Origin of the sequence: Microcoleus sp. bin48.metabat.b7b8b9.023, assembly GCF_013299185.1 — a bacterium.
Classification (GTDB): Bacteria; Cyanobacteriota; Cyanobacteriia; order Cyanobacteriales; family Microcoleaceae; genus Microcoleus.
This window is the reverse complement of record NZ_JAAFKG010000065.1, coordinates 1-13,145: the sequence shown is the minus strand read 5'-3', so window position 1 is coordinate 13,145 and position 13,145 is coordinate 1. Positions and strand designations below refer to the sequence as shown.

Genomic DNA, 13,145 nt, shown 5'->3' with positions numbered 1-13,145 from the left:
CCTCTAAATTGGCAGACATAATTCGATGGGTAATTTTTTTTTAATTTTCTCAAAATCCGGCAATAATTGGTAAATTTGTAAAGAAAAGTAACAAAAATATATTTTAATTGAGTTATGAAAATTAGCGAAATCGAAGCAGCGCTGCGAAGTTTGGATTCTCAAGAAAGGCTACGGGCGATCGCTGCTTTGAGAAAGTGCGATGCTGCGGTGGCGCTACCAATGTTGTTGACGAAAGTGGACGATCCAGAGTTTCTGGTGCGATCGTTCGTGGCGATGGGATTGCGGCAAAGTTAAACTGCCCAATCTTTATGACAAGCGAGGACAGGGCAGTGGGTAGTATATAATTCCGATGCTACCGGATTGGATGTTATACTTTTTGCCATTTTTCTACAGTTTTTTTAACGGCTTCTATTTCCAGAAAATCTACCCGGATCGCAGCCGTTTCAAATTCTACGCCGAAAGCTGTGCTGACTTTGAGGATTTGCACAAAACTACAGCGGTTCTCAAAAAAGTGAGGTGTGAGGTATGCGGGCGATGCCTGTGCCCTATGCCCCATGCCCACGGAGGCCTATGCCCTATGCCTACCTCATGTTAGTGAGAGTTGTGGAAACTCGCGTTTTTGCAGCGTTCAAAGACTATCTGGCTGCTGATTTGGATTTGGTCGATCGCGCCCAACCCGTGGCAGGTAGCTCAAAGTTAGATATTATCTAACCAGCTCAACTGTACTATCTGCCGTATCGTACCGAAAAAAAACCGGGCCTGGGAATGTTGCAGCGCTTCTGCGGCGAGGAATGGACTAAGCGAGTACATTCACAGTTTTTTGTTAGATTGGGAACAGAAGCTGCCACAATTGGTAAGTAACAAAAATTGATTTTAATAGAAGCTTCAGCCACTATACTAATAAGTGTAGGTTGGCATGAGGAAAATGCCAATGGTCAAAAAAAATCGCAATGTAGTTAGTTCAAATCCAGAAAGCAAAGTCAAAGTCGGACTTTCGCTGACTCCTTCTAGTGCCGATCGATTGAACGCGATCGCTCGAAAGCTGGGAATATCAAGGTCGGAACTCCTAGAACGCTTGGCAAAAGGCGCTCTGGATATTTCTAAGGACAAGAGTCAAGTTAGTGTCACTTGGAAAAAAGGTGAAGAAACTGCGGTCGAGACCGCTGAGTTGGAAGGGGAAACATCCGAAAAAAGCGACATTAATGACGCTATAACGGCAGAAACCCTATTGGACTCGGTAAGCGTACAGTCAAATCCCTTGCAAGCAAGTTACGAAGCTTTACAGCAGCAGTTGAGCGAACGGGAAAGTGCGATCGCATCTTTACAGCAGCAATTAGCCGAGAAGCAAAATCTCGAAGCCCAATTGCAGGAAACTGTATCGAAGTCAAGTTACGAATCTTTACAGCAGCAGTTGAGCGAAGGCGAAAGTGCGATCGCATCTTTACAGCAGCAATTAGCCGAGAAGCAAAATCTCGAAGCCCAATTGCAGGAAACTGTATCGAAGTCAAGTTACGAATCTTTACAGCATCAATTGGGCGAAAAAGAACATTGGGCAAACGAATTGCAGCAGCAACTAACCTCCAAGTCGAGCGATTTGGAATCTTTGCAGCATCAATTCGCCGAAAAAGAACATTGGGCAAACGAATTGCAGCAGCAACTAACCTCCAAATCAAGCGATTTGGAATCTTTGCAGCATCAATTCGCCGAAAAAGAACATTGGGCAAACGAATTGCAGCAGCAACTAACCTCCAAATCAAGCGATTTGGAATCTTTGCAGCATCAATTCGCCGAAAAAGAACATTGGGCAAACGAATTGCAGCAGCAACTAGCCTCCAAGTCGAGCGATTTGGAATCTTTGCAGCATCAATTCGCCGAAAAAGAACATTTGGGCAACGAATTACAGCAGCAACTAACCTCCAAGTCGAGCGATTTGGAATCTTTGCAGCATCAATTCGCCGAAAAAGAACATTTGGGCAACGAATTACAGCAGCAACTAACCTCCAAGTCGAGCGATTTGGAATCTTTGCAGCATCAATTGGGCGAAAAAGAACATTGGGCAAACGAATTGCAGCAGCAACTAGCCTCCAAGTCGAGCGATTTGGAATCTTTGCAGCATCAATTGGGCGAAAAAGAAAGTGCGATCGCATCTTTACAGCAGCAATTAGCCGACAAGCAAAATCTCGAAAGCCAATTGCAGGAAACTGTATCGAAGTCAAGTTACGAATCTTTGCAGCACGAGTTAGCCGAAAAGTCAAGTGCGATCGGCAACTTGCAAGTTCAACTGACCGAGTTCCACTCTCTAAAAGATCAATTGAGCCAAAGTGCTGCGAAACAGCTAAATTACGAGGCTTTGCAGCAACAGTCTCAAGAACAGCTAAAAACAATCAAAGCTTTACGGGAACAGGTAGTTCAAATGCAAGCTGTGGCTGGGATTGGCGAAGCTTATCTAAATAAGTGGCGCCGTTTCTGATTCTAATACCATTTCTTTAAAGTTCACCTGCCACTAGGGACACTGGGTGCCGTGTCCATTAATCTCAACTTAACCCGAAAAACCGCCAAGGACTTAAGTCCCTGGCTAATAGCGAAAGTCCTCGCTATGAGGAGTAATGAGTTCTTGAGGTGTATGCAAGAGTATTCTTCCGTACAACCTATAAGTTCTTGAGTCCTCATAGCAAGGACTTTCACTTTGAGGCAGGGACTTAAGTCCCTGCCGGAGTGTGGGTGTCATATTGTGTCAGATCGATCGCGATAATATCCGTTCGTAGTGCCGTTCGTAGTGCGGACTTCAGTCCGCAGCATATTGCGGACTGAAGTCCGCACTACGAACCGTTTTTTGAGAAGCTTTTTCGGGCAAAATATGAGCATAATATTAAGAAATATTACAATAAATAAATTATGATGACCGATCGCACCCCAAAAAGCAAATCCAGTGCCACAGACACCAAGGGCCGCGTCACAGTAATTGGGGCCGGCATCGGCGGGCTGACAGCAGCAGCCCTGCTCGCCCGTAGAGGATACAAAGTGTTAGTCTTAGATCAGGCGATCGTCCCTGGAGGATGCGCCTCCACCTTCAAACGTAAAGGCTTTACCTTCGATGTCGGCGCGACACAGGTTGCAGGATTGGAACCCGGAGGCATTCACCACCGAATTTTCTCAGAATTAAACATCGAACTTCCCCCCGCCACACCCTGCGATCCAGCCTGTGCAGTAATTTTGCCGGGAGAAACGACACCCATTAGCGTTTGGCGAGATCCGCAAAAATGGCAGGAAGAAAGACAGCGACAATTCCCCGGAAGCGAACATTTTTGGCAATTATTGTCTACATTGTTCCAAGCTAGCTGGAAATTTCAAGGGCGCGATCCAGTTTTACCGCCGAGAAACTTCTGGGATTTCTGGCAATTAATTCAAGCAGTTCGCCCCGATACTTTAATTACTTTGCCTTTCACTTTTATGACGGTGGGAGATGCTTTGCGCTTGTGCCGTTTGGGCGACAATTTGCGCTTGAGAACTTTTCTAGATTTGCAGTTAAAATTGTACTCCCAAGTTGATACCGAAGAAACGGCGCTGCTGTATGCGGCGACAGCTTTGGGAGTAAGCCAAGAGCCGCAGGGATTGTATCATCTACAAGGAAGTATGCAGGTGTTGAGCGATCGCCTCGTAAGTGCGATCGAGCTTTACGGCGGCAAAGTTTTGTTGCGGCATACAGTCGAAAGTATTGTCACCACTAACGGCCAAGCCACCGGCACAGTGATTCGCAATCAAAAAACAGGCGAAGTTTGGACAGAAATTGGCGATCGCATTGTTGCCAACGTCACAGCCCAAAATCTAGTTAAATTAATGTCAAGCGAGTCTGTTTTAGAAACTTTAACAGATAATTCCGAGACAACAAACCAACTGCCAAATCAAATGGCAGGCTACAAATATCGAGTTGATAAATTGCCGCCCGCATCCGGCGCATTTGTGATATATTTGGGAGTGCATGAAAGCGCAATTCCAGAAAATTGTCCCCCGCACCTTCAGTTTCTCTACGACTACGACGGTGAGATTGGTGAGAATAATTCATTATTTGTTTCTGTCAGTCATGCGGGCGACGGCCGAGCACCGCAGGGAATGGCGACAATTATCGCTTCGTCTTTTACTGATACTCGAATGTGGTGGAATTCGGTTGATTATGAAGGATTGAAGCAAAAATATACTGAAGGTGCGATCGGGCGTTTGAGCGAATATTTCAATTTGACACCCGAAAAAATTGTACACCAAGAATCAGCAACACCTCGCACCTTTGCCCGCTACACAGCGCGCGATAGAGGCGTTGTAGGTGGCATCGGCCAGCGAATACCAACCTTCGGCCCCTTCGGATTTGCCAACCGCACGCCAATTAAAAACTTGTGGTTAGTCGGCGACTCCACCCATCCCGGAGAAGGAACCGCCGGTGTTTCCTATTCTGCTTTAACAGTGGTGCGGCAGATGGAGGCTGAGTTTTGATAATCGACAATATCAAGTATTGACCGCAATAAGTCAGGTTCGTAGTGTGGACTTTAGTCCGCAGTATTTTGCGGACTTTAGTCCACACTACGAACTGTTTTTGTGATGGTATGGGTGCATAAGCAGAGGTGCGTCGCTATCAGATTGTTGGTGTTGAGTTAGAGATTGTCGGTGGCGACGCACCCTACAATTTTACCGGAATTATTAAACCGCAGAGACCGCAGAGGACACAGAGGGAGAGAATAGAGAAAGCATTTTTTCTTTGAGTGCGATCGCCCAGGTTCGTAGTGTGGACTTTAGTCCGCAACATACTGCGGACTTTAGTCCACACTACGAACTGTTTTTGTGATGGTATGGGTGCATAAGCAGAGGTGCGTCGCTATCAGATTGTTGGTGTTGAGTTAGAGATTGTCGGTGGCGACGCACCCTACAATTTTACCGGAATTATTAAACCGCAGAGACCGCAGAGGACACAGAGGGAGAGAATAGAGAAAGCATTTTTTCTTTGAGTGCGATCGCCCAGGTTCGTAGTGTGGACTTTAGTCCGCAACATACTGCGGACTTTAGTCCACACTACGAACTGTTTTTGTGATGGTATGGGTGCATAAGCAGAGGTGCGTCGCTATCAGATTGTTGGTGTTGAGTTAGAGATTGTCGGTGGCGACGCACCCTACAATTTTACCGGAATTATTAAACCGCAGAGACCGCAGAGGACACAGAGGGAGAGAATAGAGAAAGCATTTTTTCTTTGAGTGCGATCGCCCAGGTTCGTAGTGTGGACTTTAGTCCGCAACATACTGCGGACTTTAGTCCACACTACGAACTGTTTTTGTGATGGTATGGGTGCATAAGCAGAGGTGCGTCGCTATCAGATTGTTGGTGTTGAGTTAGAGATTGTCGGTGGCGACGCACCCTACAATTTTACCGGAATTATTAAACCGCAGAGACCGCAGAGGACACAGAGGGAGAGAATAGAGAAAGCATTTTTTCTTTGAGTGCGATCGTCCAGGTTCGTAGTGTGGACTTTAGTCCGCAAAATACTGCGGACTAAAGTCCACACTACGAACTGTTTTTGTGATGGTATGGGTGCATAAGCAGAGGTGCGTCGCTATCAGATTGTTGGTGTTGAGTTAGAGATTGTTGGTGGCGACACACCCTACAATTTTACCGGAATTATTAAACCGCAGAGGACGCAGAGGGAGAGAATAGAGAAAGCATTTTTTCTTTGAGTGCGATCGTCCAGGTTCGTAGTGTGGACTTTAGTCCGCAGTATGTTGCGGACTAAAGTCCACACTACGAACTGTTTTTGTGATGGTATGGGTGCATAAGCAGAGGTGCGTCGCTATCAGATTGTTGGTGTTGAGTTAGAGATTGTCGGTGGCGACACACCCTACAATTTTACCGGAATTATTAAACCGCAGAGGCCGCAGAGGACACAGAGGGAGAGAATAGAGAAAGCATTTTTTCTTTGAGTGCGATCGTCCCCGCTCGCGAGTATTATTTTGATATTAGAGATTGTCGGTGCATCCACACTCTACAGATTCCTTTTTCCATCATGAAAAAAACCTCAGTCTGCACTGCAAACTGAGGTCAAATAGCGACAGGTAGAAACCTGCCGGCTACAGTCTATGACTACTTGATAGCAATCTTGGCGCCCACAGCTTCAAGCTGCTTCTTCATTTCTTCAGCAGCTTCCTTAGCAATAGCTTCCTTAACTGCCTTAGGTGCGGCTTCTACCAAGTCTTTCGCTTCCTTCAGACCCAAACCGGTAATCGCGCGGACTTCCTTCAGGATTGCGATTTTCTTGTCAGCAGGAACTTCTTCCAAAATCACGCTGAACTCAGTTTGTACTTCTACTTCTTCGGCAGCAGCAGCAGGGCCGCCCATCATCATCATGCCACCTACAGGAGCAGCAGCGCTGACGCCGAAAGCTTCTTCAATTTGCTTGACCAATTCAGATGCTTCGAGCAAAGTCAGAGTCTTCAGTTTTTCTAAGATTTCGTCGGTTGCAGTAGACATTCGTTAAACTCCTAATTCGATTCTAGATTTGGGATTTGGGATTTGGGATTGCTCCTCCATCATTAGTTTCTCGTCTCCAGTCTTCAGCCTGTGGATTAACACTAATGACTGATGACTAATGACTAATGACTAATGACTAAGCAGATACGCTTTCTGCTTCTGCTTCAGGTTGTGCTTCTGCTTCAGGTTGTGCTTCTGTCGAATCGCCGTCTTTTTCAGCATAAGCTTTGAGACCGCGTGCGATCGAAGTAGGAACTTGATTGATACCCACAGCCAACTTGGTTGCGACACCGTTGATAGCGCCAGCAATTTGAGCCATAAGTTGTTCCTTCGACGGCAGATCCGCTAATGCCTTAACATCAGCTTCTTTCAGCACCCGTCCTTCCATCACGCCGCCGCGAACTTCCGTCTTCTTGGAAGCTTTTTGGAATTCTTGGTAAGCCTTAATCGCGCCGCCAATATCTTCTTGCACGAACATAAACGCCGACGTACCTGTCAGCAATTCCTGTATCGGCTGCCATGTTTCATTGCCTTCAACAGCAATTCGCATTAGCGTGTTTTTTGCCACTTGGCAACTGCTGCCTTTGGGACGCAAACGCCGCCGCAAATCTGTGATTTCAGCAACAGTTAAGCCTTTGTAGTCGATCGCGATTACCAGTTGAGATTCGCTCAAGGTTTGCTTGAGGTCTGCAATAATCTCATTTTTTACTGCTAAACTTTTGCCCATACTAATTTCACCTCCTTTTAGGATCTCAAACTGCCAATCAAAAACCCCAACCTTATAGCCGGGGCAGAGAATTAAAAATTAAGAATTAGGAATTAAAAGATATAACTTTTTAATTTATTTTCTTCAGTTTTTATTTCTTCAGCCTCGGCAGGAAATTAAGCACTCGGCACCTGCGGTCTTCAGCTTATTGATTTTTGATTAGGCTATCACCATCCGGCAGACATTAGCAAGGGTATGCAGCAAATCTCGTGAGAGATTTACACAGACAGCCGAAGCTGTCTTTTACTTTCTGCCTTTGGCTTAATTCTTGCTAAGCAGCATCAAGTTTGGTATCGCGCAGGGCACTGATATCGACTTCGATCGATGGGCCCATGGTTGCGGATATGTACAAACTGCGCCAGTAGCGACCTTTCGCACCAGAAGGACGGTTGCGGTCAACTGTTTCTTGCAAAGCATGAAGGTTGACGAGCAAATCTTCTGCTGAGAAAGCTGCCTTGCCAAACATAACATGAACGATGCCTGTGCGATCGGCACGGAATTCTAGTTTACCACCTTTGAATTCGTCGATCGCCCGAGCAATGTCAGTCGTCACTGTGCCGCCTTTTGGAGAAGGCATCAAGCCGCGCGGGCCCAACAACCGACCCAATTTTGCCACCAACGGCATCACGTCTGGAGTAGCAATCAGGCAATCGAAGTCCATCATGCCCTTTTGAATTTCCTCGATCAACTCTTCAGAACCAGCAATATCTGCGCCGGCATTCAGAGCTTCTTTAACTTTTTCGCCCTTAGCAATCACCGCAATTCTGACTACTTGACCAGTTCCTTTTGGCAGCGATACAGTTGTCCGCAACTGTTGGTCAGTATATTTCGGGTCAATTCCCAAACGGATGTGAGCTTCAGCAGATTCGCCAAACTTGGCCGTTGCTGTTTCTTTCAAAAGTTGCAGAGCTTCCATTGGTAGGTAAGGTCTGTCTTCAACTTTCTTTTGCAGTTCTTGCAGTCTTCGCGATACTTTCTTTGCCATTGTTTTTTTTGGGGTTAATCGATTTGAGATTTGAGATTTTAGATTGAATAATTGAACCGTTGCGGTTTTTTCATAAATCTAAAACATTTGCGATTCCTAGCGAAGCTTTGCTTCTCCCCCTGAATCGACTTAAGACTTGCGACTTGAGCTTGAATATTTCAGCTTGAAGATTTCAGCTTCAACACCGAAAATTATTGATTGCCAACTGTCAACTGTCAACTGTCAACTGTCAACTGACTTCAATCCGCGATCGCCACGCCCATGTTTTTAGCTGTTCCCGCTACAATTTTCATAGCAGCTTCAACATCATTAGCATTAAGGTCAGGCATCTTAGTTTCAGCGATTTCTCGCAACTGAGCCTGTGTGATTGTCCCTACTTGCTTGCGATTAGGTTCACCCGAACCCTTAGCAATGCCAGCAGCTTTTTGAATCAAAACCGACGCCGGAGGGGTTTTGAGAATAAACGTAAAACTGCGGTCTTCAAAAACCGAAATTTCTACCGGAACCACGAGACCTGCTTGGTCTGCGGTTCTAGCATTGTACTCCTTGCAAAACATCATGATATTGACGCCGTGCTGACCCAAGGCTGGGCCGATCGGAGGAGCTGGGTTGGCTTTTCCCGCTGTAATCGCCAACTTAATTACTGCAACAACTTTCTTTGCCATTAGTTAGTTCTGTTTCTGAACCTGATTGAACTCTAATTCTACAGGCGTATCGCGCCCAAAAATCGAGAGTAAAACTTTGAGCTTGTTCCGTTCCGGGCTAACTTCAATCACATCACCTTCAAAATCCTTAAATGGCCCGGAAAGTACCACAACGTGGTCTCCTGTCGCCATCGATACTTTGACAACTGGTTCTGATTCCTGAGCGTTTCTGAAGATCCGTTCTACTTCCGAATGACTCAGAGGTAGCGGTTTGACGTGACCCCTGCCGCGCCCGTAGCGGCGTTTTTGCTCTGCCCCTACAAAATTAATTACGTTCGGGGTATTTTTAATCACCTGCCACGTATCCTCGTCCATATACATACGGATGAGTACGTAGCCGGGGAAAATTTTCTCATCTGACTGGCGCCGGGAACCGTCTTTGCCGACTTTGATCGCTGGAGTTTGCGGAATTTCGACTTGAACGATACGATCGGCAACATCCAAAGTTTGAATCCGCTGATCCAAGTTTGCCTTCACGCGCTTCTCGCAGCCTGAGGCTACCTGAACAGCATACCAGCGAGCCTGAATCTCCGGCTTATCTGGCGATGCTGCCTGTCCCGTCGCTTCTGTGGAATAATCAGATTCTTCTGATGCAAAAGTCATGGCCCAAACACCTTTCCTGCGCCCCAGTTAAAGAAGTTATCCACCAAATAGATCAGGCTTGCTGAGAGGATTACCATCAAAAGCACGGCCAAAGACTCGCTAATTAGCTGCTGGCGGCTCGGCCAGACCACTTTATCGAGTTCTTCTCTAGTTTCCTTAAAAAAACCCGCAGGATCGAACCCAGGCGCAGTCATTTCTTGAGTTTCTTGAGCTTCGTCTTTTTTCGCCACGATCGAATCCCCCTTGCGATTTCAGATTTCAGATTTTAGATTTTAGATTTTGTGAGTGGCTCGCGGCTCTTTGATTTTTTGACACTAACCACTTACGCCCAAGTCCAAAATCTCAAATCCAAAGCCAGCACTTTTTTACAAGCCTAAGCCATCAACGGTGTAAATGCCGATCGCCGAAACCGACGAGCCAGAAGCCACAGAATAGCCGGGGTTTGAAGCCCTTACTCAGGTCGGCAGATTATGATAAGAACGGAGCTTAAATCTTCGTTCTTATCACTTCGCTGTCCCAGGTCAACTGTCAACTGTCAACTGTTTAAACCGAGCATTTGTTGATGGCCTTTGTTGCGAACCGCCCACAAAAATTAATTCTACCCGAAAGTCTTCGGTTTCGGCTGTTTCCAGCCAATTATCCGGGCGCTTTCGGGCAGAATTAAAATTTTGGTGATTCAGCGCGCCCTGGAGGACTTGAACCCCCGACATCAGGTTTTGGAGACCTGCGTTCTACCAACTGAACTAAGAGCGCACAGGTGAGGTTGCTGATTCGCTTAACCTCTAGATTTCTATTTTAACACAGTGCGCTCGGAAATGGGAAACTTTTTTTTTAATTTTTCAATTTCCCATTTTCTGTCTCTCCAAGAGGAAGCTGGGTGCATTCCTACAGAGAGCGATCGAACCGCTGTTTGACGCGAGTAGCTTTGCCCACGCGATCGCGCAGGTAGTAAAGTTTAGCTCTGCGGACTTTACCGCGGCGCATGACTTGGACAGTTGCGATGCGGGGCGAGTGAATCAAAAACACCCGTTCCACGCCGACGCCTTGAAACACCCGGCGCACAGTGATTGTTTCATTGATGCCGCCGTTACGCATCGCAATCACAGTTCCTTCGTAGGGCTGAACCCGTTCTTTCGCGCCCTCTTTAATTCTCACGCCGACGCGCACGGTGTCGCCTACGTAAATTTCTGGTAGAACTTTGCTTAGTTCTACCTTGACTCTATTTATTTCTTCCGTCTCGATCGAACGGATTATTTCTGCGCCTTTCATAAAAAACACTCGGTAAGTGGGAAACTCAGAGTCTTTAGACCTGAGAGGGAAACTCTAAGGGGGGACTTTAGTCCCCGTCAATCCCCTGAAAGGGGGTTGGAGAGGTATGGTTGCCTCAAAGAGTGAGGTATGGTTGCCTCAATCTCCCTTGCGGGGTAATGTTCGCCTCGACCTGGTTATAAAGGCTTGTTAGACCTGCAACACTGTTTCAGTGACTTTAAAACTGTTTAATTGCAGATGACAGAGCGGAAAACTGGCGTCGCATTCGCCGGTGTCGTGACCTGAATAACGTCTCCTCGCAATTGAGGGGTCTGGTCAGAACAGCTTGTAATTTCTTACAAGCTCAGTGGCTTGAGCCTCTGAGTTCCTGACGGGATTTTCCAAAACTCACAATCCCTTATCATATATCGAACTGCCAGATTTATGTCAAAAAACTTCTATGTTAAATACTTCCTTGGTCGTATTTCTGCAACTCGGGGCGATCGCGATACTAGCTTTGTACGTCGCCGCCAACTTGGGGGCTAACGATGTGGCGAACTCCATGGGGACATCGGTAGGCTCGAAGGCGCTCACGCTGCGGCAAGCAATAATTGTTGCAGGCATACTAGAGTTTGCCGGCGCCGTGCTGTTCGGGCAAGGGGTTTCCGAAACTCTCGCTACAGGAGTTGTGAATGAAGAAATGTTCGCGGCCAAACCGCAAGTATTTTTAATCGGGATGGTGTCAGTGCTAGCAGCTTGCGGATTGTGGCTGCAAATCGCTACCAGTCTAGGTTTGCCGGTTTCTTCGTCTCATGCGGTGGTAGGTGCGATCGCAGGTTTTAGCTGGGTAGCAGCCGGAATTCATGCGGTTGATTGGCCGACTATCGGCAGGATTTCGTTAACTTGGGTGGCGACACCTTTTGCTAGCGGTGCTTTAGCTGCACTATTTTATAGTGGGGTGAAGCATTGGATTCTCGATCGCCCCGATCCTCTATTTCAACTGCGCGAGTGGATACCTTGGCTGAGTGCGGCGCTGCTGAGTGTATTTGGGATAATTGTATTGCCGTCTGTTGTGGATGTGGCTTTGGTGCAGACAGGCGCGATCGACTTCGCGCGCGATCGATTTGGCTGGAATCTGCCAATTCACGATATTGCGATTGCTATCGGGAGTATTGCGGCGATCGGGCTTTCCCTCAATAGCTGGAAAAAGTTAGAGAAGGAAGAAGGAAGAGGGAAGAAGGAAGAAGGAAGAAGGAAGAAGGAAGAGGGAAGAGGGAAGAAGGAAGAAGGAAGAGGGAAGAGGGAAGAGGGAAGAGGGAAGAGGGAAGAGGGAAGAGGGAAGAAAGAAGAGGGAAGTTTAACAACGGATTTTGTAACGGATTTCACCGGTGTAACGGATAGAAAGAATAAGCAAGAGGAAATATTTTCCCCCTCCCCCCCTCTCCCCCTCAGACATTCTTCGATCGAGCAACAGATGGCGAGATTTCAAGTATTGAGTGCTTGTTTTGTGGCATTTGCACACGGTTCCAACGACGTAGGTAATGCAGTTGCGCCTTTAGCTGCGATCGTCTACATCCAGCGCACAGGCTCCTTTCCCCTAGAAGATTTTAACGTTCCCCTGTGGATTTTAGTCCTCGGAGGCGCAGGAATCGTCATCGGTTTAGCCATTTGGGGTCAAAAAGTGATCGCTACAGTCGGGGAAAACATCATCAAACTCGAACCCAGCGGCGGATTTTGCGCGGAATTAGCCACAGCTACCACAGTATTATTAGCATCTCGCTTGGGTTTGCCGGTTTCCACATCCCACGCTTTAGTGGGTGCAGTTGTGGGAGTCGGGCTGATTAAAGGTTGGAAATCGGTACACTGGAAAACTTTGCAGTCAATTGGTTCGGCTTGGGTGGTGACAATCCCGATCGCCGCCGGTTTGGGTGCTAGCATTTTCAGCATCGCCCAATGGATTTTAGTTAAATGAACGCGATAGGTGTGTATAGCCTTTCAAGCGGATGAAGTACGACTGGGCATAGGGCATAGGGCATAGGCATCCGTGGGCATACCTCACTTTTTTGAGAACCGCGATAATTTCCTTCTCCAAACAATGCTTTAGCTGTCAAGCCAGCACTTCCACACAGGGCTTTCTGGCGTTGCTGAATCAAGGTATGAATGCTCCAGGAATGGGAATATCGTCAAACTTCAAGTAATGTATTAATAATTTAATAGAATGCTTGAGCATTTCCTCACATTTAGAATAACAAAGAGTCTTGCGATGTAGTCTAGCTAGATAATGCCTTAGTCTTGTATTTTCCCCTTCTACTCTGGTCATATAAGTCTTGCTAAT

Annotated in this window: 15 protein-coding genes, 1 tRNA gene and 1 other annotated feature; of the genes, 5 read left to right on the top strand and 11 right to left on the bottom strand. The window is 46.8% G+C overall.

Annotated features, from left to right (window positions below):
• Positions 1–114: 114 nt before the first annotated feature.
• Entirely contained in the window at positions 115–294 is a 180-nt protein-coding gene (locus QZW82_RS27310) for a hypothetical protein (protein WP_293155808.1), read from the top strand.
• Positions 295–367: 73 nt separating this feature from the next.
• On the opposite strand, the gene QZW82_RS27305 is transcribed toward QZW82_RS27310, so the two are convergent.
• Positions 368–556 carry a hypothetical protein gene (locus QZW82_RS27305; RefSeq protein WP_293155805.1) on the bottom strand — a complete coding sequence of 63 codons (189 nt, stop codon included), beginning with the start codon at positions 554–556 and terminating at the stop codon, positions 368–370.
• A 14-nt stretch (positions 557–570) separates the two neighbouring features.
• Between QZW82_RS27305 and QZW82_RS27300 the strand changes: the two genes are divergently transcribed.
• The 3 genes from QZW82_RS27300 (at position 571) to crtD (ending at position 4,485) form a co-directional block, all read left to right on the top strand.
• The gene (locus QZW82_RS27300) at positions 571–711 is read left to right on the top strand and encodes a hypothetical protein (RefSeq protein WP_293155802.1); all 141 of its coding nucleotides are present in this window, start codon (positions 571–573) and stop codon (positions 709–711) included.
• 220 nt (positions 712–931) lie between these two features.
• Positions 932–2,470, top strand: a complete 1,539-nt coding sequence (locus QZW82_RS27295; protein ID WP_293155799.1) for a ribbon-helix-helix protein, CopG family — start codon at positions 932–934, stop codon at positions 2,468–2,470.
• A 425-nt stretch (positions 2,471–2,895) separates the two neighbouring features.
• On the top strand, positions 2,896–4,485 hold the full coding sequence (gene crtD / locus QZW82_RS27290) for a C-3',4' desaturase CrtD (protein WP_293155796.1): 1,590 nt from the start codon (positions 2,896–2,898) through the stop codon (positions 4,483–4,485).
• 1,632 nt (positions 4,486–6,117) lie between these two features.
• Here the strand turns inward: crtD and rplL are convergent.
• From rplL to rplS, 9 genes are all read right to left on the bottom strand, one after another.
• Complete coding sequence (gene rplL, locus QZW82_RS27285; protein WP_293155793.1) at positions 6,118–6,504, bottom strand: 50S ribosomal protein L7/L12; 387 nt, start codon at positions 6,502–6,504, stop codon at positions 6,118–6,120.
• A gap of 136 nt (positions 6,505–6,640) precedes the next feature.
• Complete coding sequence (gene rplJ, locus QZW82_RS27280) at positions 6,641–7,231, bottom strand: 50S ribosomal protein L10 (protein WP_293155790.1); 591 nt, start codon at positions 7,229–7,231, stop codon at positions 6,641–6,643.
• A gap of 29 nt (positions 7,232–7,260) precedes the next feature.
• Positions 7,261–7,432 (bottom strand) — a sequence feature (ribosomal protein L10 leader region).
• A 109-nt stretch (positions 7,433–7,541) separates the two neighbouring features.
• Entirely contained in the window at positions 7,542–8,255 is a 714-nt protein-coding gene (gene rplA, locus QZW82_RS27275) for a 50S ribosomal protein L1 (protein ID WP_293155787.1), read from the bottom strand.
• A gap of 239 nt (positions 8,256–8,494) precedes the next feature.
• Positions 8,495–8,920, bottom strand: a complete 426-nt coding sequence (gene rplK, locus QZW82_RS27270) for a 50S ribosomal protein L11 (RefSeq protein WP_006635588.1) — start codon at positions 8,918–8,920, stop codon at positions 8,495–8,497.
• Positions 8,921–8,923: 3 nt separating this feature from the next.
• Positions 8,924–9,562, bottom strand: coding sequence for a transcription termination/antitermination protein NusG (gene nusG / locus QZW82_RS27265; protein WP_293128200.1), 639 nt, complete (start codon positions 9,560–9,562; stop codon positions 8,924–8,926).
• Entirely contained in the window at positions 9,559–9,792 is a 234-nt protein-coding gene (secE, locus tag QZW82_RS27260) for a preprotein translocase subunit SecE (RefSeq protein WP_293128199.1), read from the bottom strand. The genes nusG and secE overlap by 4 nt, the downstream gene beginning before the upstream one ends.
• Before the next feature lie 291 nt (positions 9,793–10,083).
• Positions 10,084–10,272 carry a hypothetical protein gene (locus tag QZW82_RS27255; RefSeq protein WP_293128198.1) on the bottom strand — a complete coding sequence of 63 codons (189 nt, stop codon included), beginning with the start codon at positions 10,270–10,272 and terminating at the stop codon, positions 10,084–10,086.
• Positions 10,243–10,315: transfer RNA gene (locus QZW82_RS27250), tRNA-Trp, on the bottom strand. The genes QZW82_RS27255 and QZW82_RS27250 overlap by 30 nt, the downstream gene beginning before the upstream one ends.
• Positions 10,316–10,447: 132 nt before the next feature.
• Positions 10,448–10,831 (bottom strand): 50S ribosomal protein L19, encoded by a 384-nt coding sequence (gene rplS / locus QZW82_RS27245; protein ID WP_293155780.1) that lies wholly within the window; start codon positions 10,829–10,831, stop codon positions 10,448–10,450.
• Between the two features lie 439 nt (positions 10,832–11,270).
• Between rplS and QZW82_RS27240 the strand changes: the two genes are divergently transcribed.
• On the top strand, positions 11,271–12,782 hold the full coding sequence (locus QZW82_RS27240; RefSeq protein ID WP_293155777.1) for an inorganic phosphate transporter: 1,512 nt from the start codon (positions 11,271–11,273) through the stop codon (positions 12,780–12,782).
• Between the two features lie 177 nt (positions 12,783–12,959).
• On the opposite strand, the gene QZW82_RS27235 is transcribed toward QZW82_RS27240, so the two are convergent.
• Positions 12,960–13,145 (bottom strand): IS1 family transposase (locus QZW82_RS27235; RefSeq protein WP_293155774.1); only part of this gene is annotated, 186 nt, incomplete at its 5' end.

What these genes read in the sequence shown, in the direction of transcription:
- rplJ (WP_293155790.1), bottom strand. Translation starts at nt 7,231, where the DNA reads ATGGGCAAAAGTTTAGCAGTAAAAAATGAGATTATTGCAGACCTCAAG.
- rplS (WP_293155780.1), bottom strand. Translation starts at nt 10,831, where the DNA reads ATGAAAGGCGCAGAAATAATCCGTTCGATCGAGACGGAAGAAATAAAT.
- QZW82_RS27305 (WP_293155805.1), bottom strand. Translation starts at nt 556, where the DNA reads ATGGGGCATAGGGCACAGGCATCGCCCGCATACCTCACACCTCACTTT.
- QZW82_RS27240 (WP_293155777.1), top strand. Translation starts at nt 11,271, where the DNA reads ATGTTAAATACTTCCTTGGTCGTATTTCTGCAACTCGGGGCGATCGCG.
- QZW82_RS27295 (WP_293155799.1), top strand. Translation starts at nt 932, where the DNA reads ATGGTCAAAAAAAATCGCAATGTAGTTAGTTCAAATCCAGAAAGCAAA.
- QZW82_RS27300 (WP_293155802.1), top strand. Translation starts at nt 571, where the DNA reads ATGCCCTATGCCTACCTCATGTTAGTGAGAGTTGTGGAAACTCGCGTT.
- rplL (WP_293155793.1), bottom strand. Translation starts at nt 6,504, where the DNA reads ATGTCTACTGCAACCGACGAAATCTTAGAAAAACTGAAGACTCTGACT.
- QZW82_RS27310 (WP_293155808.1), top strand. Translation starts at nt 115, where the DNA reads ATGAAAATTAGCGAAATCGAAGCAGCGCTGCGAAGTTTGGATTCTCAA.
- rplA (WP_293155787.1), bottom strand. Translation starts at nt 8,255, where the DNA reads ATGGCAAAGAAAGTATCGCGAAGACTGCAAGAACTGCAAAAGAAAGTT.
- nusG (WP_293128200.1), bottom strand. Translation starts at nt 9,562, where the DNA reads ATGACTTTTGCATCAGAAGAATCTGATTATTCCACAGAAGCGACGGGA.
- rplK (WP_006635588.1), bottom strand. Translation starts at nt 8,920, where the DNA reads ATGGCAAAGAAAGTTGTTGCAGTAATTAAGTTGGCGATTACAGCGGGA.
- QZW82_RS27255 (WP_293128198.1), bottom strand. Translation starts at nt 10,272, where the DNA reads ATGTCGGGGGTTCAAGTCCTCCAGGGCGCGCTGAATCACCAAAATTTT.
- crtD (WP_293155796.1), top strand. Translation starts at nt 2,896, where the DNA reads ATGATGACCGATCGCACCCCAAAAAGCAAATCCAGTGCCACAGACACC.